At 61.3% G+C, this 24,864-nt stretch carries 16 protein-coding genes; 8 read left to right on the forward strand and 8 right to left on the reverse strand.

Translation table 11 applies throughout. The annotated features are described in order from the left end of the window. The first annotated feature begins 130 nt into the window (after window positions 1-130). The 5 genes from cobG (at window position 131) to LIS66_RS02985 (ending at window position 11,954) form a co-directional block, all read left to right on the forward strand. Window positions 131-1,429: a precorrin-3B synthase gene (cobG, locus tag LIS66_RS02965; protein ID WP_322746235.1), complete on the forward strand. Its 1,299-nt coding sequence runs from the start codon at window positions 131-133 to the stop codon at window positions 1,427-1,429. Beyond that, window positions 1,422-2,048 carry a precorrin-8X methylmutase gene (locus tag LIS66_RS02970; RefSeq protein ID WP_042608916.1) on the forward strand — a complete coding sequence of 209 codons (627 nt, stop codon included), beginning with the start codon at window positions 1,422-1,424 and terminating at the stop codon, window positions 2,046-2,048. The genes cobG and LIS66_RS02970 overlap by 8 nt, the downstream gene beginning before the upstream one ends. Beyond that, window positions 2,045-2,779 (forward strand): precorrin-2 C(20)-methyltransferase, encoded by a 735-nt coding sequence (locus LIS66_RS02975; RefSeq protein ID WP_370695113.1) that lies wholly within the window; start codon window positions 2,045-2,047, stop codon window positions 2,777-2,779. The genes LIS66_RS02970 and LIS66_RS02975 overlap by 4 nt, the downstream gene beginning before the upstream one ends. Then, a complete protein-coding gene (gene cobJ, locus LIS66_RS02980) occupies window positions 2,779-4,479 on the forward strand; it encodes a precorrin-3B C(17)-methyltransferase (RefSeq protein ID WP_227973592.1) in 1,701 nt (566 codons plus the stop codon). Before LIS66_RS02975 ends, cobJ begins: the two co-directional genes overlap by 1 nt. A 368-nt stretch (window positions 4,480-4,847) precedes the next feature. Continuing rightward, window positions 4,848-11,954 carry a TcdA/TcdB pore-forming domain-containing protein gene (locus LIS66_RS02985; protein WP_227973593.1) on the forward strand — a complete coding sequence of 2,369 codons (7,107 nt, stop codon included), beginning with the start codon at window positions 4,848-4,850 and terminating at the stop codon, window positions 11,952-11,954. Window positions 11,955-12,032: 78 nt separating this feature from the next. On the opposite strand, the gene LIS66_RS02990 is transcribed toward LIS66_RS02985, so the two are convergent. Further along, window positions 12,033-12,629 carry a MarC family protein gene (locus LIS66_RS02990; RefSeq protein WP_016771870.1) on the reverse strand — a complete coding sequence of 199 codons (597 nt, stop codon included), beginning with the start codon at window positions 12,627-12,629 and terminating at the stop codon, window positions 12,033-12,035. A 245-nt stretch (window positions 12,630-12,874) separates the two neighbouring features. Between LIS66_RS02990 and LIS66_RS02995 the strand changes: the two genes are divergently transcribed. The 3 genes from LIS66_RS02995 to LIS66_RS03005 are packed head-to-tail and all read left to right on the forward strand — an operon-like array spanning window position 12,875 to window position 15,035. Then, window positions 12,875-13,663 (forward strand): hypothetical protein, encoded by a 789-nt coding sequence (locus tag LIS66_RS02995; RefSeq protein ID WP_116657916.1) that lies wholly within the window; start codon window positions 12,875-12,877, stop codon window positions 13,661-13,663. Window positions 13,664-13,722: 59 nt separating this feature from the next. Further along, on the forward strand, window positions 13,723-14,397 hold the full coding sequence (locus tag LIS66_RS03000; protein ID WP_227973594.1) for a hypothetical protein: 675 nt from the start codon (window positions 13,723-13,725) through the stop codon (window positions 14,395-14,397). Continuing rightward, window positions 14,394-15,035, forward strand: a complete 642-nt coding sequence (locus tag LIS66_RS03005) for a hypothetical protein (RefSeq protein WP_227973595.1) — start codon at window positions 14,394-14,396, stop codon at window positions 15,033-15,035. Before LIS66_RS03000 ends, LIS66_RS03005 begins: the two co-directional genes overlap by 4 nt. Window positions 15,036-15,039: 4 nt before the next feature. Here LIS66_RS03005 and LIS66_RS03010 read toward each other — a convergent pair whose 3' ends face one another. The 7 genes from LIS66_RS03010 to prmA form a co-directional block, all read right to left on the reverse strand. Further along, the gene (locus tag LIS66_RS03010) at window positions 15,040-17,814 is read right to left on the reverse strand and encodes a hybrid sensor histidine kinase/response regulator (protein ID WP_064362991.1); all 2,775 of its coding nucleotides are present in this window, start codon (window positions 17,812-17,814) and stop codon (window positions 15,040-15,042) included. A gap of 99 nt (window positions 17,815-17,913) precedes the next feature. Continuing rightward, window positions 17,914-19,209, reverse strand: coding sequence for a phosphoribosylamine--glycine ligase (gene purD / locus LIS66_RS03015; RefSeq protein ID WP_042608909.1), 1,296 nt, complete (start codon window positions 19,207-19,209; stop codon window positions 17,914-17,916). Window positions 19,210-19,364: 155 nt separating this feature from the next. Further along, window positions 19,365-20,972, reverse strand: a complete 1,608-nt coding sequence (gene purH / locus LIS66_RS03020; RefSeq protein ID WP_064362987.1) for a bifunctional phosphoribosylaminoimidazolecarboxamide formyltransferase/IMP cyclohydrolase — start codon at window positions 20,970-20,972, stop codon at window positions 19,365-19,367. 83 nt (window positions 20,973-21,055) lie between these two features. Then, entirely contained in the window at window positions 21,056-21,376 is a 321-nt protein-coding gene (gene fis / locus LIS66_RS03025; protein WP_002555375.1) for a DNA-binding transcriptional regulator Fis, read from the reverse strand. Next, on the reverse strand, window positions 21,373-22,383 hold the full coding sequence (gene dusB, locus LIS66_RS03030; RefSeq protein ID WP_042608907.1) for a tRNA dihydrouridine synthase DusB: 1,011 nt from the start codon (window positions 22,381-22,383) through the stop codon (window positions 21,373-21,375). Before dusB ends, fis begins: the two co-directional genes overlap by 4 nt. Before the next feature lie 185 nt (window positions 22,384-22,568). Beyond that, window positions 22,569-23,828, reverse strand: a complete 1,260-nt coding sequence (locus LIS66_RS03035) for a DUF3426 domain-containing protein (RefSeq protein WP_227973596.1) — start codon at window positions 23,826-23,828, stop codon at window positions 22,569-22,571. Window positions 23,829-23,858: 30 nt separating this feature from the next. Continuing rightward, window positions 23,859-24,737, reverse strand: coding sequence for a 50S ribosomal protein L11 methyltransferase (prmA, locus tag LIS66_RS03040; protein ID WP_042608905.1), 879 nt, complete (start codon window positions 24,735-24,737; stop codon window positions 23,859-23,861). Window positions 24,738-24,864 lie beyond the last annotated feature (127 nt).

The raw sequence follows: 24,864 nt of genomic DNA on the forward strand, positions 1-24,864 counted from the left end.
ATATTCCTCTAAACGTGCCGTTCCGACGGGCAGACTTTTCATGCCGCCGGACAAAGCAGGCATAATACCGCGCCTTCGCCCGCGAAGCGCTTCTGCCACGCAACCGGTCAGCCCCTTGAACGAACGCCCGATGTCCACCGCCTTACGCCCCTCGGCCTGCCCGGGGTTGCTGCGTATCGTCCAGGCACTGGACGGCGGTATCTGTCGGATCAAACTCGATGGCGGTTCGATCAGTGCCGATCAGGCCGATGCGGTGGCCGCTGCCGCCGAGCAGTTCGCCAGTGGCGCGATCGAGGCGACCAATCGCGGCAATCTGCAGATTCGGGGAATCGCTGCGCAATCGGCGGCGCTGATCGAGCGCTTGCTCGCCGCTGGGCTGGGGCCAAAAACCGCCGCCGGCGATGATGTGCGCAATCTGATGCTCAGCCCGACCGCCGGGGTCGATCAGCAGTTGTTGATCGACACGCGCCCGCTCGCCGAACAGATCCTCGACACCTTGCAAAGCCATCCGCGCTTCCACGAACTGAGCGCCAAGTTCGCCGTGCAGCTCGATGGTGGTGAAGCGCTGGCGATGCTCGAACATCCCCATGACCTGTGGCTGTCGGCGTGCGAGCGTGATGGCGAAATCCTCTGGGCATTCGGTCTGGCCGGTTGCCCGACCGATCGCCCGCTCGGCGCCGTGACCCTGGACAACGCTCACGCGCTGGTGGTCGCGGTGCTGGAGTTGTTCCTCGACCTGGCCCGGCCAGAGCAAACACGGATGCGCCATCTGCTCGATGAGTTGCCGAGGCTCGCGTTTCTTGAATCGTTGCGCGAGCGCGTATCGGTCAAGGCGATCAGCGATTGGCAGCGCCCGACGTCGGCAGATGCGCTGCACATTGGCGCCCGGCAGCAAAGCACGACGGATCATTTTTACATCGGCGCGGTGCCGCCGCTTGGGCGACTCGATCCGCTGATGCTACGCGGCGCGGCGCAACTGGCCCGTCAATTTGGCGATGGCAGCCTGCGCTTTACGCCATGGCAAAGCCTGCTGCTGCCGAACGTGAACGCCACTGAGACCGAGCAAGTGCTTGAGCAGTTACGGGCGTTGGGCCTGTTGACGACCGAAGCCGAACCGCTGGCCCGGCTGATCGCCTGCACCGGTGCCGATGGCTGCGGCAAAGGCCTGGCCGACACCAAGCAGGATGCCCGGCAACTGGCACCTTTGCTGCCCGAAGGGCTGCGCGTGCACCTGTCTGGCTGCTCGCGCTCCTGCGCCGCCGCTCACTGCGCGCCAGCCACGCTGCTGGCCGTTGCCCCCGGTCATTACGACCTCTATTTTCGCGATGCAGCACAGCCCGGTTTCGGCTCGCTGCACGCCTGCAACCTTACTATTGAAGCGGCCGCGACCCTGCTCGACGCCCGCTCCCGGAGCCCCCTTGATGCTTGATTACATCCGCGACGGTCAGGAGATCTATCGCAACTCCTTCGCGATCATTCGCCGCGAGGCCAATCTGGCGCGCATCCCCGCCGATCTGGAAAAACTCGCGGTGCGGGTGATCCACGCGTGCGGCATGGTCGAGGCCGTCGACGGTCTGCAGTTTTCCGAAGGCGCGGGCAAGGCCGGGCGCGATGCCTTGGCGGCCGGTGCGCCGATTCTCTGCGACGCGCGCATGGTCTCCGAAGGCGTGACCCGCACTCGTCTGCCGGCCAACAATCAAGTGATCTGCACCTTGCGCGACGACAGCGTGCCGGAGCTTGCTCGCGAGCTGGGCAACACCCGCTCGGCCGCGGCGCTGGAGCTGTGGCGCCCGCACCTTGCAGGCAGCGTCGTGGTGATCGGCAACGCGCCGACCGCGCTGTTCTACCTGCTGGAAATGCTCGACGCCGGCGCGCCGAAACCGGCGCTGATTCTTGGCTTCCCGGTGGGCTTCGTCGGCGCTGCCGAATCGAAAGCGGCGCTGGCTGCCGACAGTCGTGGCGTGCCGTTCGTGATCATGCAGGGCCGCCTGGGTGGCAGCGCCATGGCCGCCGCCGCCGTCAATGCCCTCGCCACGGAGATCGAATGATGCAGGCCAAAGGACGTCTGATCGGCCTTGGTGTCGGCCCCGGTGATCCGGAACTGATCACCGTCAAAGCCTTGCGCCTGCTGCGCGAATCGCCAGTGGTCGCGTACTTCGTGGCAAAGGGCAAGAAGGGCAACGCGTTCGGGATCATCGAGGCGCACCTGGTCGAGGCGCAGAATCTGCTGCCGCTGGTGTACCCGGTGACCACCGAGGCGTTGCCGGCTCCGCTGTCGTATGAGCAGGTCATCAGCGATTTCTACGACGAAGCCGCGGTGGCGGTGGCCGAACATCTGGATGCCGGCCGCGACGTGGCGGTGATCTGCGAAGGTGACCCGTTCTTCTACGGTTCCTACATGTATCTGCACGACCGCCTCGCCAGCCGTTATGAGGCTGAAGTGGTGCCCGGCGTGTGCTCGATGCTCGGCGGCGCTTCGGTGCTCGGCGCGCCGCTGGTGTATCGCAATCAGAGCCTGTCGGTGCTCTCCGGCGTGCTCCCCCATGAAGAGCTGAAACGGCGTCTGGCCGATGCCGATGCGGCGGTGATCATGAAGCTGGGGCGCAATTTTCCCAAGGTGCGTCAGGTGCTGGAAGAACTCGGCCTCGCCGAGCGCGCGCTGTACGTCGAACGGGCAACCATGGCCAATCAGAAGATCGTGCCGATGGATCAGGTCGAGCCGATGTCCTCGCCATACTTCTCGCTGATCATCGTCCCGGGCGAACGGTGGCAAGGGTGATGACGCACTCGACACCCGCCATCGTTATCCTCGGCCAGGGCAGCCTCGCGACTGCACGGCGGATTCAGCAGGTCTATCCGGCGGCGCAGATCCACGGCCTCGCCGGGCGGGTTGAAGGCGCTGATTGCCTGTATCAGGAATTCGGCGCGACCCTGCGCGCGTTGTATCAGCAGGACACGCCGATCATTGCCCTGTGCGCGGCCGGCATCGTCATCCGCACCCTGGCGCCGCTGCTGCTGGAGAAGGGCGCCGAACCGGCGGTGCTGGCTGTCGCTGAAGACGGCAGCGCTGTGGTGCCGCTACTTGGCGGGTTGGGCGGAGTGAATGTCATGGCCCGGGAGATCGCGGCGGCGCTGCACGTGGCGCCGGCAATTACCACCAGCGGGGAATTGCGCTTTGGCACCTGCCTGCTCAATCCGCCCAGTGGTTATGCGCTTGCGGATCTGGAATCGGGCAAACGCTTCGTCTCCGACCTGCTCGCCGGGCACAGCGTGCGTATCGAAGGCGCGGCGCCGTGGCTGGATCAGGCGCAGTTGCCACAGGATCCGCAGGCACTGCGTTCGATCCATGTGAGCAGTACGCAGCGTCTGGCCAGTGCCGACGAGTTGTTGATCTATCCGCGCAGTGTGGCGGTGGCGGTGAATGCTGAAGTGGCGGATCTGCCGAACGTCGTTCGCGCCGCATTGCAAGGGGCCAACGTCGCCGTGCCGGCGCTCGCCTGCCTCGTGGCTGCCGACACTGATATGGCCGCGACGAACTTGCGCGAGGCTGCGCTCGAATTGGGCGTGCCACTGCGCTTCGTGGCGGCGCAAAGCGATCTGCAGGCATTGGCGCGTATCGCAGTGCCTGAAGCGAACGTGATTGGCGATGAACATCTGGCGGTGGCGATTGCCGAGCAACCACTGGACGTTTCGCAGATCGGCCGCCCACGGGGTCGACTCGCGGTGATCGGCCTTGGCCCTGGCGCCGCCGAACTGATGGTGCCGGCGGTGAAAGCCGAATTGGCGCGCGCCACCGATGTGCTCGGTTACGAAACCTACGTGCGCATGGCCGGCCCCTTCCGCGATGATCAAGTGCAGCACTGCACCGATAATCGTGAAGAAATGCAGCGTGCCCGTCACGCCTTCAGGCTTGCCGCCGAGGGGCGCTCGGTGATCGTGGTGTCTTCTGGCGACCCGGGCGTGTTCGCCATGGCCGCTGCGGTGCTCGAGGCCTTGCACGAATCGGATGATCCGGCCTGGCACACTGTCGAGCTGGAGATCCTGCCCGGTGTCTCCGCCTCGCTGGCAACCGCCGCTCAGGCCGGGGCGCCGCTGGGCCACGACTTCTGTGTGATGTCGCTGTCGGACAACCTCAAGCCGTGGGCGATCATCGAGAAGCGTCTGGATCTGGCCGCCGAAGCGGATCTGGCCCTGGCGTTCTACAACCCGATTTCCCGGGCGCGCCCCTGGCAACTGGGCCGCGCGCTGGAAATCGTTGCAGTGCACCGCGCGCCGGAAACGCCGGTGGTACTGGGCCGGGACATCGGCCGCCCGGGACAGACGCTGCGCACCACGACGCTGGGTGCGCTGACGCCGGAACAGGTCGACATGCGCACGATGGTGCTGATCGGTTCGTCGACCACTTGTACTTTCGCTCGTGCCGGGGGCGGTGACTGGGTGTATACGCCGCGTTGGTATGGCGAAAAACCACGTTCCTGAGAAAGCCGCCAGTCATTCGATTTCCAGCTGTAAGAAGTTTGAGCGGTTGTAAGTTGAGTTGAAGTTTCAATTGTTTTCTTCAAGTCATAAAAAATGGTCATGTCCCCCCGGACAGGGCCTTTTTTTATGCCTGGAGATTGCGCCAGCCCGTTAGTAATCGCGCTGCTGTTACGGTTGGATGATTTCCGTGTGATCAGATATTGCCGGCGACAAGCTTTGTATTCCTTGTTGTTTGTATGGCGCTTGTTGGCCCACTAGGGTGCTGTGTTCGTAGCACTTGTCGAGTGTCATTGAAATCGGATTACCGCTCTGCAGCGGCGCGAAAGTGTGCGCGGTGAATGGGTCATTCAATAAACAAGGAATGAGTGATGGCTTTAAAAAATGATTATTCGTTCGGACGAGCATTCGTATCTGCGCAAGAATATTCGGTGCTTTCCAAGGCACTTCAGGAGTTTTCCGCTTCGGCGCAATACCAAGCGCTGAACGACTATTATCAGCAGGCCAGTCAGACGACTGACCCGGTGCTGTTACTGAATCTGGCGAGCTTGTTTCAAGAGCAACTTGCAGCATTGTTGAAACGCAAGAATACCGCTGTGCCTGTGGCTGTGGATAACATTGCGAGCGGGCTGCAGCGTTATCTGGCACGGCTTTCGACGACCGTGGAAATGTTGTCGGGGGTGGGCCGACCGGTGCCGAAAATTGTTCATTTCGTCTGGGTTGGCGGAAGCGAAGTCGGTGTCAACCAGCGCGATTACATGAATATCTGGCGTCAGGTGATGAGGGCTGAGGATTACCGCTTCAACCTTTGGTACGACAGCGACGCGTTGCTGGCTTTCGAGATGAACCGGGTCATTCTCGACAGTGCCAGGGCTGATGCGATGGCGTCCGGTGGCGCACAACTCAACCATGCCGGGCAACTGGCGACGATGATTGAAGACCGCGCGCGGGTCTTGAAACAGCAAATGTTCGACTACCTCAGCCAGCCGAAATGGAAGGGGCGAACCGATGAAGCGCGCATCGATCTGATGGTGCGTGCTTATGGCAAGGATCGCGCGACGCTGCAGGCTTTCCGTCAACGCTGCCTCGACAGCCATCTGGCCATGGTGGGTCCGGACCTGCAATTACGCGATGTAGCTCAGGCCTTTACCGATGACCTGCTGGCGGACGTCTACCGCCGCGAAGTGGCGATGCGTGGCAATTTCGCCGCGGCGAGCGATGTGGTGCGCTTGCAGGCAGAACTCCTTGAAGGCGGGCGTTATACCGACATGGATTATCTGCCGCCACTGCTCGATAAGTTGGGTGGTGTCGATATCAGCGATTACAGCCAGACGCAGAAAATCGGTGTTCTGCAACTGTTGTTGAATAACAACCGACAGTTGATGCCTGGGCGCGATCCGCAGCATTACCCGGACAGAACCGACAGCCTTCCCGAACAACATAAACAACTTCTGGAGGATTTTGCTCGGAGCAAGCCGGACGTCCTTGAACTGTTCGTGCCGCCAGAAACCATGGACGCTGTCGAGAACGGCTTTCGCATGGGACTGCAAATCGGCGAAGAAATGAACGCGCATTTTATTGCTCAGCCAGGCAGCGGCATGACGATGTCGATCTTGCAAGTCATTCGACTTAATTACGACGTGCTCATTGAAGTTGAAAAACGCATGGCGAATTCGGGAGCGGGCTGGGCCGACAGCGAAACCCTGACCGGCGTTGCTGCAACAGTCATTGAAGATATTCTGGTCAGGTCGAACTTCACCCGATGGGATGAGGCGTATGCCTATCAGTTGCTTAAAGCGGTTGTCACCTATTACCAGGACGGTATCCGTAATGACGCCGGGGGTACCGTAACGCTTACCGGCCCGGGCGCGGCACTCGCCGGATTGCATGAATATATCGAAGCCAATTGCGATCCGTCTTTCAGCCGTCAGGTATTGGCGCAACAGCGTTTGCGCGAGGGCTACAACGTCAATACCGAAGAGGAAACCGTTTCCGGATGGATTGTCAGGGGCAAGGAAAAAGACTGGCTGGAACGGGAGCACGCGCGGTGGGCCGAGGGAAAGCTCAAGTCTCGGTATGCCGGTCGCTTGTCCGAACTGCTCAATGATCGAAGCCTGATTTTCGAGCGCGGCTGGCCGATTATCGAAGGCAAACCGGTGCTGTTGACCTCGGTGTTGCAAGGTTTGATGGATGATCTGGGAGAGCCGTTCATTCGAGCAATGCGCGACAAGTTGAGTGGTGAAGTCGCTTTCCACCAGGCCGTGGTCATCGACTTCGACACCCGCCAGCAAGTACTGGCGCAAAGGCCTGCCGTTGTGCCGACCTCCCGCGGTGCGGATTCCGTCAGCCACCTCAACGAACTGTTCAGCCGGATCGCCCACGGAACGATGCCGCTGGAACAACTGAGTCCTTTGATGCGAGTGGTGCTCGGAGGGATTTTCGGTGCGACGCATTTGGACGATGCAGGGTTCGCCGATACCTGGCAGAACGTGCGCAACCTCGCCCTCGAAACGGACAGCGACGGTACGTTCGCCCGCTATGATGCGATCGAAAAAGCCGTCCGCCAGCGCCACTCGGCAACGTTCGAAAACGGACTGGCGCGCGACCTGCCGGCCGTTGCATCGACGGCCCGCGAGCTCAAGGTCCAAGCCATGTCCGAGCCGCTGACGCTACGCCAGTGGGGCGAGCGTATCGGCCAGATCAAGCGCAGCGCCGAGCAGGAGTTGCGCACGCAGATCTTCCAGCGCAGCGGGCAAGTGCGCGACGCCTTTTTCACGGCTGGCGCCGTCTCGGTCAAGCAGTTGCCGCAGGATCTGCTGATACGCAGCGCGGGCGATCCGGGTCGCCGTTGCTATCCGCTGGCGCTGCTGATGGCCGCCGCCGTGGCTGCCGGCGAGACGGCCGAGCGAGCGTTGGTAGGGCATGTCGCCACCGCCAGCGCGAGTCCCGACGAACTCGGTGCACAGGCGTTGCGCAGTGCGCTGGACGAACTGCGTGCCGTGCCCACCGCCGAGGTCGGCACCGCGCGGGGCGTGCAGCGTCTGGACAGCATCATGGCTGCACTGGACGCCCGCGCGGGGCCTGCGGTGCTGCTGCTCGACACTGGCGACCACGCCCTGTTGCTGGCCAAGGTCCTGACCGGTGAACACCCGACCTATCGCTTCTACGATCCCAATTTTGCCCTCTACGGGTTTGCCGATGGCGCACAACTGCTGCGTGGCATAGAGCGCTATCTGAGCGCGGACGATAACGCCCTGGCGAAACTTTATGGCCTGGGCGATATGGCCACCGCGCAGTTCACCGTGACTGAACTGGACACCGTGGCGATCGCCGAACGCAGGCTGTCATCGGATATGCGCGTGGACAGTTTTCTGCACAACGTTGCGCTGGCCGACCCTCAGGGGGCGTCGATCTGGCACAAACAAGCGCTGGCCCGCACCCGGTCTCTGGGCCAGAACTCGCGGCTGGGCGCCAGTCTGGCGCAGCTGGATGCGCGCTACTGGGCCAGCGAGTTCGAACAGGCGACCCTGCGTTTGCGCAGTGAGCACAAGCTGACGCGTGAGTATGTGCCGCTGCTCGATACCCTCGGCAACGACGCCGATGGCGGCTATCGCCTGACGCTCATGGATTCGCGCAATGCGCAAAATACCGTGACGGTCCTCAGCCGGGATTCGCGTTTTCAGAGAATCAGGCAGTATGTCGAACGACTCGTCCAGGGCGGCGCGGCCAGGCCAGGCCAGGCGGCTGATCACGACGGTGGCAGCCGGTTGAGTTTCGCCTTCGCGATCCAGACGCTGATCAGTGAAATGCGCCAGCGCGAGTACCGCGCTGGCGATTCAGTGCCGACATTGACCGTCTCCCTGCAAATCCAGCTGTACGTGAGTTATGCACAGCTGGGGACTGGTGTGGTCAGCGATGCACTGCAGATTGCCCAACTGGTGCGCCAGGTGGCGGCGGCTGAGCAGGCATTGAAGCAGGCTTCGTTATCCGCTCGCCTGGCAGGGCAGGCCGCCACGGGCGTCGGGGTGGCGTTTTCCGTGGCCAACATCGGCTTCGACATTTACAACCTGACGCAGGCAGAGAATCGTGAGCAGCGTGCGCGGTTTTCCACGTCTCTGGCGTTCAACGTGGCGGCTTTGGGCCTGGATATCGTCGCCCTGGCGGCGGGCGGAGCGGTGGGCGCGTTCGCCGCAGCGCTGTCCGTGCCGCTCCTGGGCGTGGGTATCGGCGTGACCGCCATTGCCAGCAATCTGGGGCAGATCATGGACAAGGCTGCGGCCATTGGCGAGCACCTCTCGCAGATCCATGACGCTTATCAGGCGTCTTACGAAAGCCATGGTGCGGTCTTGCAGTTCCCCTCACTGGCAGTGATCACCGATCTGAATCTGCAAAGCAGACGGGTGGTGTTCGAGGGGCAGAAGTTCTACCCGTGGAAGGGCAGCGCGCTGGAGCTGCCGCAGTACGACGATGATCCCGCCCGGCGGCACGCCGCGATCGATATCCGCAGCGCTTTTCAACGACCTGCGGTCGCCAGCGTCTGGGGCACGTTACCCGAGGTGATTGTGCTGCCCTGTGCGCCAATCTGTTACTACGGCTACGAATATCAGATCGGCAGCGCCGGCGCCGTACCCTTTTCCACCACTCGCTATCCGCAGTTGCATGATCGCCTGGCGCATCAGCTGGAATATGACACGCAGGGCAATCGGCAGTTTTATCTGTTCAGTACACCGTTTGCGCCGCACATACTCTTCAAGCTGCATCCGGTATTTCTGGCCACGACGATCTCGGTGCAATTGAGCGAATCGGTGCGCCAGTTGGTGGTTGCGGATCTGCCACCAGAGTGGCGCAAGAAGATTGCGTACCGCATCACCGCACCGCAGGGGCAGTACCGGATCCGGCTGGTGCCGGGCCTGCTGGCGGTGAGCTTCGAGCAAGCGCAGGGCTGGGAACAGGTGACATGGACGGTGCAGGCGTCCTGGGCACGGCTGGCGCAGGTCAGCTTCCGCGAACAACCACGGGACAGTGCCGACAGCGCACCTGAGATGCTGGTCGATGGCCTGGTGTTGAATCGTTTCAACGGCGTCATCGAGCTGGCCGAGGGGCTGTACCGGATCGACTGGACGGGCCGCAGCCTGCATCTGATCAGCGTGATCCTCGACTACGAAAATACAGCTGCGGATCACCTGCGCAGCGCAAACCAGACAGCCAGTGGCATTCCAGCGCCGGTTCTGAGCTTTCTGCGCACTCAGGTCAAAACCGGACAACTGACAGCGGCCTGTCTGCCGTTGCGTAACTTCAGGGTGCCGTTCCACCCGCCGGGCCGGCCAGTCATCACTACTGGCCACTACGACACTGCGCGGGATCGAGTGCTGTTCGCGCGCAACCTGCCGCAAGAGGTCAGCGAGGGCGTGGTCCTGGCCGGCGTCAGCGCCCGTCATGCGTGGTTCTACCATCCCGACCATCCATTGGTCTGGCGGGTCGATGCGCTGACCGGTACTGTCCAGCATCGCTACCGGCTGAAAAAACCGCGCACAGGTTCGACCATCATCGGCTGCCACCAGCAAGCCGATGGTGCCTTGCGGATTGCGCAGAGGCTGACGGCAGAAGCGTTGCATGGCACGACCACCGTCGAGTATCGGATCAGCGCCCAACAGGTGGAGCTGACGGCTTGCAAGATTGCTTTTGCGGCGCAGGACTATCGGTTTCAGCCGCGCGAAGCACTGCGCCAGATCGATGTGCCATTCGCTGACGACACGCCAGACACGACCGCCAGCAGCAGCGATTGGTCCTATGCTCCGTTCATTGTCGTCGAAGGCTACGTCGGGTCGCAGTTGCGCGACCGCGCCTGGCTGAACAAGACGACGGGCAAGTGCATTCAGGCCGGACAAAACCTGGCATGGCCCGAGGACTTGCTGATGCTGATGCCGTCCAGTCCTGAAAACAATGCGGTGCTGTTCTACAGTCAGCAGGAGCGGACCATCAGCCGCGGCGTCGAACCGAGCGTCGGGCATTGGCAGAATGTGGTGATCGAGCACGATGTGGTCGAGATCACCCGCACGGATCAGCGCTTCATCGCCACCCGGGACGATGGTCGCCTGTTCGAGGTCGATATCGTCGATGTGCCTGCTGCGCCAGCGATTGCCGACGACGTTGCGCTCAAGTTCGGGGTACCTGCGCTCAGCCACAGAAGCGATGAGGCGTGGCGTGATCTGGCAGATAAACCCTCGATTCTCAGGTTTGCCGGCGTTGGTCAACGCTGGCTGCAACGCAACCCCGATTGGTTGAGTGCATTGCCCGCGCTGGCCAGGGCCGCGCCGTTGGTGGCTTTTCCGATCCTGGGTTTGCGCGATGTAGCGGGTCAGGCCCTGCTGGCGGCATGGTTTATCGAGGGGCAAATCGCTCTGGCCGAGATCGGTCAAGGCAGGGAATTGTCGCTGCTCGGCCCGACGCCGGACAAAACCGCGGTCTGGTTGTTCGAGGTCGCCACCGGGCGACTTTATCGCCAGCCGCTGGTGGCGATCGAAGCGCTGCGCGGAGCGTTTTCAGCCGAACATCGCCTGGTGCAGCCGCAGTTGCTGGTCAGGCCTGAAAAGGTCTGGCCATCATGGGCCTGTAGCGAGGTGCAGCGGCAGGGTGAAGGGCTGGTCGCGCAGACCTTCGACGGGGTGCATCTGCAATTGTTGGATAACCAGCCAGCGATGATCGTTGGCGTGGAAAATCGCTGGTCTTGCGTGCCGGGGCAGACCGATGAGCAGTTACGTGCACGCCTGCGAGCGTTATTGAGCGGGCATGCCCACGCGCCTGTCGTGCAAGTGGCAAGCGCGACTGGACGCTATGTGTATTACGTGCCGGAACTCGATCGGCTGTTCGATCTTCCAGGTCGCAGCGACGGATCGTGGTCGACATTTCTCGGCACGCGCGGGTCCAGGCAGCCGCTGCTGTTCGACCCGATCGCCCCATTGATTTTCAGCGCCGGCCCAAGCGACGGCGTCTGGCTACCCGCAAGTCATGCCCATCGCGACGCCGAGGTCATGACGCTCGAAGTGGCTGATGACATTACGGAGATCGCGACGTTGCTGCCCGATGGGGTCGACAAGCTGTTGCTGGTTTACGCTGCGCAGACCTCTGGTTATCGGCTGTCGCTGGAAACCTGGCAGCGCCTGGACTGCATCGTGGTCGATGGAAGACAGGCGTGGGACGCGGAAACGGCTGAGCCTTGCCTGCTGGCTCTGGACCTGGACGAGTGCGGGCATTGGTTGATGTCATCGGTCGATGGCGACGTGGTGCTGAGCGATCCGGACTCCGGGCGCAGTCTGATCGTGCGCAATTTCGACGCACAGCGACCACTGGAACTGATGCTCCCCATCGCCGGGCGGCAACATACCTTCACCCTGACTCAAGGCGTGGAAGCCTTGGCCACCGCGCGCGGTGCTGAGTCAACGGCCAGCCTGACAGCGGTGATCGCAGCCCTGCACTGAGGTCGCTCTGCACAACAGAACGCCGCGCACGGTTACCGTGCGCGGCGTTTTGTTGTGGTCGTCGTGCTGCGGCGATGCTCAAGGCACCAAATAGCCCTTCACACCGGTGAAGATGATCTGCGCCGCCAGCGCGCAGACGAACAGCCCCATCAAGCGGCTGACGATCTGCAAACCCTGATCGCCAAGAATCCGTTCGATACGATTGGACAGATACAACACCACGCCGACGGTAAAACTGGCCAGGGCGATACTCATGATCGCGGTCAGCTTGTCGTCCCAGTGCGGCTGACTGACGCCCATTACCAGCAAGGCACCGATGGTGCCGGGGCCGACGGTCAGCGGAATGGTCAGCGGTACGATGGTCACGTCCTGCTGCACGTTGTCGGCCTGCACCGCCGGTTTTCCCTGGGCCATGCCCAGTGCCGAGATGAACAGTACGCTGCCGGCGCCGATGCGGAAGGCGTCCACGGTGATGCCGAACACGTCGAAAATCACCCGCCCGAACAGATACAGCAGAACACTGGAAATCAGTGTTGCAAGAGCGACCTTCCACGCCAGACGCCGCTGCTCCTTGCGCGAATAGCCGCGGGTCAGGCTGATAAAACAGGACAACACGAAGAACGGGCTGTAGAGCACCAGCATCTTCAGGTAAACGCTGAACAACACGTGGAGCATGATTTTGGCTCGCATTCAGAGTAGATGAGTTGGAGTCTATCAGACTGATCTATTGGCTGTGGGTCTGATGTTTAATTGTTGCTTAGTTATTATTCCGGGGAGTGGGATAACTTCTTTTTGTTGGTTTGGTTTCGTGCTGGATATGCTGTTACATGTTTGGGTTTGTGGGTAATGTTTTTGCTGGTTATTGTTTGTTTGGCAAGTTCATGAGGAACTTGCATTGAATTGAATAAGGAACAGTTGTAATGAATGCTCAAGTTGTAAGTCAGCGATATATCGATGCGTGTGTCAAAAACATTGACGAATATGAACTGGATGATGCGCCCATTATCCGTTCGCGTAGTCTGATCATGCCGGGTGACGAAATTGAAGCGCCGTCCCAGGGCTCGGTTGTCGGTGAAGGGATCATTTCCTTCAGCGGCAACATCACCGGTGTTAATCGCACCGATGCGCAGAATGCTTTTCTTTATGCGTCGCTGGTTGCTAACAAGCGCTACCCCCTAGAGAGCCAGGGCAAAGAATGGTACATGCTGTTTCGCGAAGTCATGACCAATGCGGGCTGGGCGCCTATCCGCCGTTTCTACAGTGATTTGCAAGTCAGCGGAACCAGCGTGCGGATGGACAAGCTGGTGCTTGAAATCCTTGGCTCGGTAGTTGCTGGCCTGGCTGTACCTGGTCCTAGCACCGCGCTGATGTTGAAGGTAGCGGGCGATGCGATCGCTGCGCTGAAAGAGCGTCAAACGGCATTGACCCTGTATGAGCGCAACCTGCTGGAAAATGGTGTCGGTGGAGTGACCGCCGGCGCGTGCGCCGAGATCAACGGAGCGACTATTTTTGCAGTTGGTGCCGTGCGCTTTGCCCGACGCAACTCTTCGACCAAAGTAATGTTTGTCGATGTGGATGTTCGCAATGTCGGCCTTTATCGCGGTGAAACTGTCTTCGAGAAAAACGAGTTTGTTGCTGAAGCAACTCGCACAAAGATTGCCACGGCTCTGGTGAATCACCTGGCTAAAGCCATCGATTACGATATTTGATGACAACATGGAGGCGGCCGGATAACGGCCGCCTTTTTTGGTGCGGGGGATAACTTGTTATGGATACGGCCTATTCGGTAGTTGTCGTTGGCGCGGCAATTTTGCTGGTGCCTGAAACAGAAGAAATGTTGGCTTATGACAATGTCATCAACAGTGTGCTGTACGCACAATTGGTCGCCAATAAATCGGTGGAAAAACAACCCGGATCCCAATGGTATGAGTGTTATACAGAGGTCCTGGACAACTTCTGGGTGCGCCAGACGAGGGCGCGTGAGGACAGGAATGTTTTGTCTGGCAACGTGGAGTCAGTCATCGATTGGGTAGTCGATTGCATCGGTAAGGCCGATCCAGATCGAGTGCCTGCGATTGCAGCCATGCTGGATCAGTGTGCGAATCTGCCGGCGGAGCATCCGGCCATCCATCTGCTTCGTACGCATATGCAAAAGATCTCTGATGCAACGGCAATGCCTGTGCAGTTGCTGGTGATCGTGGCGCACTCCCCGACGCATCTCACCAGCGTGTACGTGACGTTGAGAACGCATCAAGCGCTTCCTGTGAATCCGTTGGCCCATGCCTATCAGGCAGAGGAGGTTCAAGGTCCTGTCACGCTGCGGTTTGCCCGATCAACGCTGTCGCAAGGTCTGTATGAGATGGTAGCCAGCGAAATAGCGCTGAAGATTCAAGATCGCATTGCGGCCAACGTGGCGGCGCTGTCCCTGGAGCATGAGCAATGACCGAGCTTTTCGCACCACCCGCTGCGGTCGTGGGCGGCAGCGTCGTGTCGTTCGCCAGCGGTCTGCCCGCATCCCACCGGGAAGACGTCTACATGAGCACGGCGTTCGCGCAAAACGCGACGCGCGCAGCATTCGAAGCAGGATTGTCCGGGGAATGGTTCGAGTACTACTGCAACCAGTTGAGATTTCTGGGATGGGACGTACCCCGTCCGCAAGCCTTCGTACCTGAGCAGGGCGGTGTGATGGCCGGGCAGGCGATCAACCGCATTTCCACGCGCCTGGGCGCCGATTTCGCCGGGCCGATGAGCCGAGCCCTCAAGCAAATGGAGAGGAATGCATCTGCGAGCGAACTGTTCGACTCAACCGTACTGCGGGCGCAGGGCAGTATTTTTCAGTTGATTCCCTGCGTCATGAATGGCCCGAACAGGGTCGATATGGGTGTCTATCATCGGCAGTTCAAGATTGAACGAAGGGCCTCCGGGTTCCTGTTTCTCGATGATCAATCACTCATCAGTAACAGCCTCGAACAGATGGCACTGATCAGCTTCAATACGCTTCACTACGGTACGTTTCGCGAGAAGGTGAAAAAGTCGGTGCTCAGCCAGTCACTGAAATATTTGAGCGAGCTTGAACTCTGATCGCTCAGTACGTGGAAGCCGTACGGTTCTGCTGATCACGCTGTGCCACCCAGTGCTCAATCAACTCGCGCAACTGCGACAGCTCGACCGGTTTGGACATGTGCCCATCCATGCCCGCCTGCCGGGCGCGTTCTTTGTGTTCGGCAAGAATGTGCGCGGTGAGGGCCACGATCGGTGTGCGGATCCGCTGATTGCTCACTTCCCAGGCGCGCAGTTGCTGAGTGGCGGAGAAACCATCGAGGATCGGCATCTCACAGTCCATCAGCACCAGGTCATAACGCTGGGCCTTCATCGCCTGCAGCGCTTCTTCGCCATTGCTCGCGGTGTCCGGCTGCAGGTTGAGCTTGCCGAGCATGCCGCGAATCACTTTGGTCGAAATGGTGTTGTCTTCGGCGACCAGGATACGGAAGTCGCTCGGCACTTTCGCAGCAGCGGCCGCCGTAACCACTTGCGGCTGGAACACCACCTGGCCCTTGTTGCGCTGATTGAGTTCGTCCGCCAACGTGGTCTTGAGCGTATAGCCGGCCACCGGCTTGGCCAGAATCCGTTTGATCCCCGAATTGCGCGCAATGATCTTGCTCGGCGCGTTGCTGATGCCGGTGAGCATGATCAGCAGAATGTCGTGGTTCAGGCTCGGGTCTTCCTTGATCTTCGCCGCCAGTTGCATCCCGGTCATGCCCGGCATGTTCTGGTCGAGCAGCACCACATCGAAGTAATCGCGCAGGTGCGCCTTGGTGCGCAGCAGCGCCAGCGCTTCCTTGCCCGAAGGCACGGCGCTGACGTTCAGGCCCCAGGCGCTGCACTGCTGCACCAGCACTTTGCGACAGGTGTCGTTGTCGTCGACCACCAGCACCCGCGCGCCTTGCAGCGGGCTGTCCAGATCGGAGGTCGGATGCTCGAGGCGATCCGGGTCCAGTGGCAGCGTCAGCCATAAGGTGCTGCCCTGGGTGGCGCCGCTCTTGATGCCGAACTCGCCGTGCATCAGACGAATCAGTTGCCGCGCAATCACCAGCCCCAGATTACCGCCGAGGCGATTGGCCGAGAGGAAGTGTTTGCTGTGCAACTCGGCGTGCAGCAGTGCATCGCGTTCTTCCGGCTCCATCGGCACGCCGCTGTCCTGCACGGCGATGCGCAGGCGCGGTTTGCTGCTGCGCTCGTCGAGGGCGACGACGATCAACACTTCGCCTTCTTCGGTTTTCTTCAGGGCGTTTTCCAGCAGGCTCAGCAAGGTCTGGCGCAGGCGTGTTGGATCGCCGCTGATCACCCGTGGCACTTGCGGCTGGATGAAGCTGATCAGTTCGACATTCTGTTGCTCGGCCTTGGCCCGGTAGATGCTCAGGCAATCGTCGATCAGCGCGTTGAGGTCGAACTGCACGTCGTCGAGTTCGATCTGCCCGGATTCGAGCTTGGAGATGTCGAGGATCTCGTTGATCAGCGTCAGCAGTTCGTTGCCGGCGCTGTGGATGGTTTGCACGTAATCACGCTGCTTGACCGACAGCGGCGTGCCCAGCAGCAACTCGGTCATGCCCAGTACGCCGTTCATGGGGGTGCGGATTTCGTGGCTGATCTTGGCGAGGAATTCGGCTTTGGCATTGATCTCGGCATTGCTCGCCGCCAGGTCGCGGCTGATGCTGAAGCGGCTTTCGGTGATGCTGCGCTGTCGCTCGCCCAGGGCGATGCTCATCAGCAGGCCGCTGATGCAAATGAACACCATCAGCGTCATGATCAGGCCTTGCGGCGTGACCAGGGTCAGCCCCAGCAGCGCCGGCAGGATGACCAGCGTGCCGATGTTGAACACGACCATGGCGGCAACGAACAGGCGTGCCGGGCGGTAGCCCTTTTGCCAGTGATAGAAGCCCACCAGCAACATGCTCAGGCCGGCCAGCGCCACCAGCGCGTAGGTGATGATGTTCAGCGGCAAGGTGTTGACGAACAGCAGCAACAGGCTGCACGTGACGATCAACAGAATGTCGCCCCACAGCAGTTTGTTCAGCGGGTGCTGGCCCAGTGGCGCGAAGAAGCGCAGGGCATACATCAATCCGGCCGGGGCGGTCAGCAACAGGGCCAGATAAGCCCCCGGCGTCTGGATCGCATGCCAGTTCGGCAGCCAGGGCCCGGCGAGGTTGAGCAACAGGAACAGACTCAGCCCGAGCAGGCCTTCACAGATCGCCAGCCACAGACTGCTGCGCGAGCGCGAGTAGGCGTAGCGCACCAGATTGTGCAGCAGGAGCATGGCGAGGCAGCCGAACAGCAGGCCGAAAATCAGCGTCTGCTTCTGATCGGCCGCGCCTTGCACCGCCGCTTGCAGGGTGATGTGCGGGCGCAATTGATGGTCGGAGACCATGCGTACGTAGATGTCCAGCGGCTTGTCGGCCTGGGGCAGGGGCAGCATGAAATCGCTGCTCGGCAAGGGACGTTCGGCCTGTGGCCGTGCGGTGCCGGTGTTGCGTTGCTCGATCAGCCGGTCGCCGTCGAGCACGTAGAGATTGAGCTGTGACAGATCGGGGGCAAAGATGCGCAGCACCTGTTCGTGCTTGCCCGGCGCCAGTTTGAAGCGCAGCCACAGGGCGCCCTCGGGCTCGGCCGCGGTCAGGTGGTCAAGGTCGGTGGGGCTGAATTGATTGGTGTAGCGAGCGGAGCGGATGTCGCTCAGTTGCAGGATGCCCTGATCGTCAAGCAATACCGACCAGCCACTGCCTTGCGCGGCCTGGGCCGGGAGCATGCAGAGCAAGGTCATCAGCGTGACGGTGAAGCTTATGGCAATCCTGAGCCAGCGCACGGCGAAATCCCTTCGTAGGTTGATGCCAGAATATAACGATGCGCGACGACCGAACAGCCCGGCGAGAAATGGCATCCCGCGCCGGGCCTGATGGATCGCTTATTCCTGGATTTCGCCGCGTTCACGGGCAATGGCGCGGTAGCCAATGTCCTTGCGGTAGAAGCAGCCTTCCCAGTCGATGGCCGCAGCAAGCTGGTAGGCCTGCTGTTGCGCTTCACCCACGGTGGCGCCCATGGCCGTGGCGCAAAGCACGCGACCACCGGCGGTAACCACCTGACCGTCCTTCAATGCGGTGCCGGCGTGGAAGACTTTGCCTTCCAGACCTGCCGCTGCATCCAGACCCTTGATCGCTGCGCCTTTGGCGTAGTCGCCCGGATAGCCGCCAGCAGCCAGAACGATGCCGACGCTCGGACGCGGATCCCACTGCGCTTCAACCTTGTCCAGCGCTTGCGCCAGCGCGGCTTCGACCAGCAGCACCAGGCTCGATTGCAGACGCAGCATCACCGGTTGGGTTTCCGGATCGCCGAAGCGGCAGTTGAACTCGATGACCTTCGGATTACCGGCCTTGTCGATCATCAGACCGGCATAGAGGAAACCAGTGTAGACGTTGCCTTCGTCGGCCATGCCGCGCACGGTCGGCCAGATCACCTGGTCCATCACGCGCTGATGCACGTCGGCGGTGACCACCGGGGCAGGGGAGTAGGCACCCATGCCACCGGTGTTCGGGCCGCTGTCGCCGTCGCCGACACGTTTGTGGTCCTGGCTGGTGGCCATCGGCAGGACATTCTTGCCGTCGACCATGACGATGAACGAAGCTTCTTCACCGTCGAGGAATTCTTCGATCACCACGCGCGAACCAGCGTCGCCAAACGAGTTGCCGGCGAGCATGTCACGCACGGCGTCTTCGGCTTCGGCCAGGGTCATGGCAACGATCACGCCTTTGCCGGCAGCGAGGCCATCGGCCTTGATCACGATCGGCGCGCCTTTCTCACGCAGATAAGCCAGGGCCGGCTCGATCTCGGTGAAGTTCTGGTAATCGGCGGTCGGAATCTTGTGGCGGGCGAGGAAATCCTTGGTGAAGGCTTTCGAACCTTCCAGTTGCGCAGCGCCGGCGGTCGGACCAAAGCAGTCCAGGCCACGGGAGCGGAACAGATCGACCACGCCAGCCACCAGCGGCACTTCCGGGCCAACGATGGTCAACGAAACGTTCTTTTCAGCGAAATCGGCCAGTTGCTCAAGGGCCAATACGTCGATGGCGACGTTTTCGCACTTGGCTTCAATGGCGGTGCCAGCGTTGCCCGGCGCGACAAAGACTTTCTGCACGCGCGGATCCTGAGCCACTTTCCAGGCCAGGGCGTGTTCACGGCCACCGCTGCCAATGATCAAAACATTCATTTCAAAAACCTCGGATGACGCTAATTCTGTTGAGCGCCGCAGGGACGCTTTTCTGTAGGAGTGAGCCTGCTCGCGATTGCGGTGTGTCAGTCACTGCAGCTTTGACTGACCAATGGCTATCGCGAGCAGGCTCACTCCTACAGTGGATCGTGTGATTAGTGGCGGAAGTGGCGCATGCCCGTGAAGACCATTGCGATGCCGGCTTCATCAGCAGCGGCAATCACTTCAGCATCACGCATCGAGCCGCCCGGCTGGATCACCGCGGTGATACCGACCTTGGCCGCGTTGTCGAGGCCGTCGCGGAACGGGAAGAATGCGTCCGAGGCCATGACCGAACCGGCAACCTGCAAGCCAGCGTGCTCAGCCTTGATTGCGGCGATGCGTGCCGAGTTGACGCGGCTCATCTGGCCGGCGCCGACGCCGATGGTCTGACGGTTCTTGGCGTAGACGATGGCGTTGGATTTGACGTACTTGGCGACTTTCCAGGCGAAGATCAGGTCGTGGATTTCCTGTTCGGTCGGCGCGCGTTTGGTCACCACTTTCAGGTCATCGGCACTGATCATGCCGATGTCGCGGCTCTGCACCAGCAGGCCACCGTTGACGCGCTTGTAATCCCAGGCAGCGGCGCGCTCAGCCGACCACTCACCACAGGCCAGCAGGCGTACGTTGGCTTTGGCGGCGACGATGGCGCGGGCTTCTTCGCTGACGCTTGGGGCGATGATCACCTCAACGAACTGACGCTCGACGATCGCCTTGGCGGTCTCGGCATCGAGTTCACGGTTGAAGGCGATGATGCCGCCGAACGCCGACTCGGTGTCGGTGGCGTAGGCCAGTTCGTAGGCCTGACGGATGCCGCCTTCGGCGTCCGGGCTGACTGCCACGCCGCACGGGTTGGCGTGCTTGACGATCACGCAGGCTGGCTTGACGAAGCTCTTCACGCATTCCAGCGCAGCGTCGGTATCGGCAACGTTGTTGTACGACAGTTCCTTGCCTTGCAGCTGGGTGGCGGTGGCGATGCCGACTTCGGCAGGCTTGGCTTCAACGTAGAACGCCGCGCTCTGGTGCGGGTTCTCGCCGTAGCGCATTTCCTGGGCCTTGATGAACTGGCTGTTGAAGGTACGCGGGAATTCGCTGCGACCCTCAGTGCTCAGGGTTTCAGCGGCCTGGTTAACGGTGCCCATGTAGTTGGCGATCATGCCGTCGTAGGCGGCGGTGTGTTCGAAGGCCTTGAGCATCAGGTCGAAACGCTGAGCGTAGGTCAGGCCGCCAGCCTTGAGGTTTTCCAGGACGTTGGCGTAATCGCTGGCATTCACCACGATCGCAACGTCTTTATGATTTTTCGCTGCCGAACGGACCATGGTCGGCCCGCCGATGTCGATGTTCTCGATGGCGGTCGGCAGGTCGCATCCTGGCTTGTTGATGGTTGCTTCGAACGGGTACAGGTTGACCGCCACCAGATCGATCGGCTTGATGCCGTGCTCGTTCATGATTGCATCGTCAGTACCGCGACGACCGAGGATGCCGCCGTGGATTTTCGGGTGCAGGGTTTTCACCCGACCGTCCATCATCTCGGCGAAACCGGTGTAATCCGCGACTTCCACTGCGGCAACGCCGTTGTCACGCAGCAGCTTGAACGTTCCGCCGGTGGAGAGGATCTCGACGCCCAGAGCTTCGAGCTCCTTGGCGAATTCGAGGATCCCGGTCTTGTCGGAAACGCTGATCAAGGCGCGGCGGATCGGCAGGCGGGTAGTCTGGTCGGTCATCTCAATTTCCATCAAAAGCAAAGGAAGTCAGCAAAAAAGGCGACCGTTTTTTACGCGGGCGCCTTTCTGGTTTGATTGAATGCTTACAGCAGATCGTACTGCTTGAGTTTCTTGCGCAGCGTGCCGCGGTTCAGTCCCAGCAGCTCACTGGCCTTGGTCTGGTTGCCCTTGACGTAGTTCATCACGCTTTCGAGCAGGGGCGCCTCGACTTCGGACAGCACCAGGTTGTACACATCCGTGACGGACGCGCCCTCAAGGTGGGCGAAATAATTGTGCAGCGCCTTCTCGACACTCCCGCGAAGGGTCTGGCCTTCTTCGCTCGGCGTGTTGAGGTGCTGTTTCAAATTCACGTTGTCGCTCACGGGTGTTGTTCCACTCACTAAAGTCTCGGTCATCATCGTCATGCGGCCACCCCTTCTTCGTCCCCTGTCAGGCTCTTGTAACGCTCGGCGAAGAACTCCCGAACGTCGGCGCATTGTGCTTCCGTACCATCCAAACGATTGAAACGGGCGCGAAACTCCCTGGCGCCCGGCAAGGTTGCGAGATACCAGCCCACATGCTTGCGGGCAATGCGCACGCCCATCACGTCGCCATAGAAGGCGTGAAGGGCGGCCAGATGCTCCAGCAGGATGCGTTCCACTTCGCTCAGTTCCGGCGCGGGCAATTTCTCGCCGGTGCGCAGGAAGTGTTCGATCTCGCGAAAAATCCATGGCCGCCCTTGAGCGGCACGGCCTATCAGCAGGCCATCGGCACCGGTCGCGTCAAGCACGTATCGGGCCTTTTCCGGCGAATCGATATCGCCATTGGCAAACACCGGGATCGACACGGCCTGCTTGATCGCAGCAATCGTGTCGTACTCGGCTTCCCCTGTGTACAGATCGGCGCGCGTACGGCCGTGCACGGCCAGCGCAGTGATCCCGGCCTGTTCGGCGATCTTCGCCACGGTCAGGCCGTTCTTGTTCTCGCGATCCCAACCGGTGCGGATCTTCAGGGTGACCGGCACATCAACCGCGGCCACTACGGCCTGCAGGATCTCGGTCACCAGTGCTTCGTCTTTCAGCAACGCGGAGCCGGCGGCCTTGTTGCAGACCTTCTTCGCCGGACAGCCCATGTTGATGTCGATAATCTGTGCGCCCAGCTCGACGTTGGCCCGTGCCGCATCGGCCAGCATCTGCGCGTCGCCACCGGCGATCTGCACCGAGCGCGGCTCGGGATCGCCTTCGTGGATCATGCGCATGCGTGACTTGCGGGTATTCCACAGGCTCATGTCGCTGGTGACCATTTCCGAGACTACAAGCCCTGCGCCCAGACGCTTGCACAGCTGACGAAAGGGCTGGTCGGTGACGCCCGCCATCGGGGCGAGAATCAAACCGTTCTGCAATGTATATGGGCCGATGCGTACCGCCGACATAGGACTTCCCTGAAGTGGGGCCGGATCATGAGAGTTCGAAAAAGGGTGGGCATGATACCCGCTCTCGATGACTGGTTAAAGGCTGAATTGAACAAAATCTGAACAGTTATTCTGTTATCGCCAACGGTTTGGTTGGCCGCGATCCAGTCAGAAAAATGCCGTCAATCGGGAAACGCTGAAGCGGTTCATTCCGGCGAATGGAAGTTGAGGCTGTAATTCACCGCTTTCGGCCCCGGATCGAGAATATCCAGGGCGATGTGGATCGGCGTCTGCGGCGGCATTTCCGCCAGACCCTCAAGATCGCCGCTCAGGTACTCGCCGGGCTTGAAGCGACGACTGGCGATCAGGTGACCGTTGAGGTCGGCAAAACGCAACTCGAGCAACGGAAACGGCTGGGAAAACGTCGCACGGTTATAAATGATCGCATCGACCACCAGCGCTCCGCTGAATTCCGGATGGCTGCGCACCACCAGGTTGCTGCTCTTGATTTTGCCGATATCGACTTTGGAGGGCACGGTGCAGCCGATCTGCGGACAGATCTGCTGAAACCATGGGCGGTATTGATCCTGCCGCGCCAGTTCCTCGAAATGATAGGCGATGTACTGAGCGGCCAGCCCCCCGGCCGCCAACACCACCAGCACCAGCCAGAGCAGACGCCGGCCCCAGGGCGAGCGACGTTGCTGCCAGTCCAGTTGCAGCGGGTCGTCGGTCAGATCCTGCAGGACCTCGGCGCGCACGCCGGGCTCGGCCCGTTCACGTTTCTTGCGCGGCGAGGTGATCAACGGCAGATCGTCGTCCTCGTTGTCGTCGCTGGCCGACAAGCGTTCACGGCGGGCGTTGGGATTGATCGGGTCGTGCAGGCGCAGTTGCGGGATCGGCGGCTCGTCGTCCAGATCCACTGGCTCCAGTGACAACGACGGTTCGGTGCGCTCGGGTTCGAGGGTTTCAATCTCGTCGAGATCGGGTTCGATATCCGGCGCGGCGCTGCGCTCCTCGGCAGGCTCGCTGAACAGACTGTCGGGCCATGTCCCCTCGTCGGGTTCCGGGCTGTCGCGCCGCGCGCTCAAGGACTCTTCGCGGGCACGGCCGAACTCGGCGACCGGCTGGATTTCGCGCTGTTCGAGGCGGGCGAGTTCTTCGTCCAGATCGAGGCTGTCCAGATCCAGTTCGGACGCGCTCCACTGCTTTTGACTGATGGCGCGCGGCGCAGGCGTGTCATCGGTGCTCGGTGCAGCGCTGACTGATGTTGGCGCTTCAGGCAGTGGCGACGCGACCGGCGTCACCGTGTCCTTGCCGGCATGTTGCTCGAGCAGCTGCTTGGCAGCATTGAACACTTGCAGGCAGGAGCCGCAACGAACCACGCCGCGCGCCACGCTCAATTGCGCATGGTTGACGCGGAAGCTGGTCTGGCAATGCGGGCACTGGGTGACGAAACTGTCGGTCATGCGGCGATCCGGTTCAGGCAAGCGGTCATTTTAGCGCCGACGCCCGGTGATGCGCACCCAGCCATCGCGATTGGCAATCGGGTCGAGCTCAAAGTCCTGCGCATAGGCAGCGGCGACTTCTTCACCCTGTTCGGCGAGGATGCCCGACAGCGCCAGGCGCCCGCCGCTCTTGACCAGGCTGGACAGTTGCGGCGCCAGCGACACCAGCGGGCCGGCGAGAATATTGGCGACCAGCACGTCGGCCTGGACCTGCGGCAGATCTTCCGGCAGGTACAGCGGGAACAGCTCATCGGCGATGTTGTTGCGCCCGGCGTTGTCGCGCGAGGCTTCCAGCGCCTGCACGTCGATGTCGGTGCCCACGGCTTGTTTGGCGCCGAGCAGCAGAGCGGCAATCGCCAGAATCCCCGAGCCGCAGCCGAAATCGAGCACGTGGCAGTCTTTCAGATCCTGGCCATCGAGCCATTCCAGGCACAGCGCGGTGGTCGGGTGGGTGCCGGTGCCGAATGCGAGGCCCGGGTCCAGCAACAGGTTGACCGCGTCAGGCTCAGGCGCGGCGTGCCAGCTCGGCACAATCCACAGGCGCTGGCCGAAGCGCATTGGCTCGAAACCGTCCATCCAGCTGCGTTCCCAGTCCTGGTCTTCGATGACTTCGCTGTGGTGCTCGGGCAACGGGCTGCCGGTCAGCAACTCCAGGTGAGCCAGCACCGGCTCCGGTTCGGTGCCGCCTTCGAACAGCGCCAGCAAGTGGGTGTGCGACCACAGTGGCGTGGTGTTGAGCTCCGGTTCGAAGATCGGCTGGTCTTCGGCGTCCATGAAAGTCACCGACACGGCGCCGACTTCGAGGAACGCGTCCTCATAGGTTTCGGCTTGTTCCGGGGTGATGGCGAGACGGACTTGCAGCCAAGGCATGGCGGGCACCTTTGAAAATCTGTGGGGCAGCCCGAAGCTGCAAAAGCGCGCAGTTTACGCCAGGTCGCCGGCAAAGTGGACACGCCGCTTGGCTGTTACACATTCGCCAGCGCGATATACATATGTA

Source organism: Pseudomonas sp. HN2 (assembly GCF_020736465.1).
GTDB lineage: Bacteria > Pseudomonadota > Gammaproteobacteria > Pseudomonadales > Pseudomonadaceae > Aquipseudomonas > Aquipseudomonas moraviensis_A.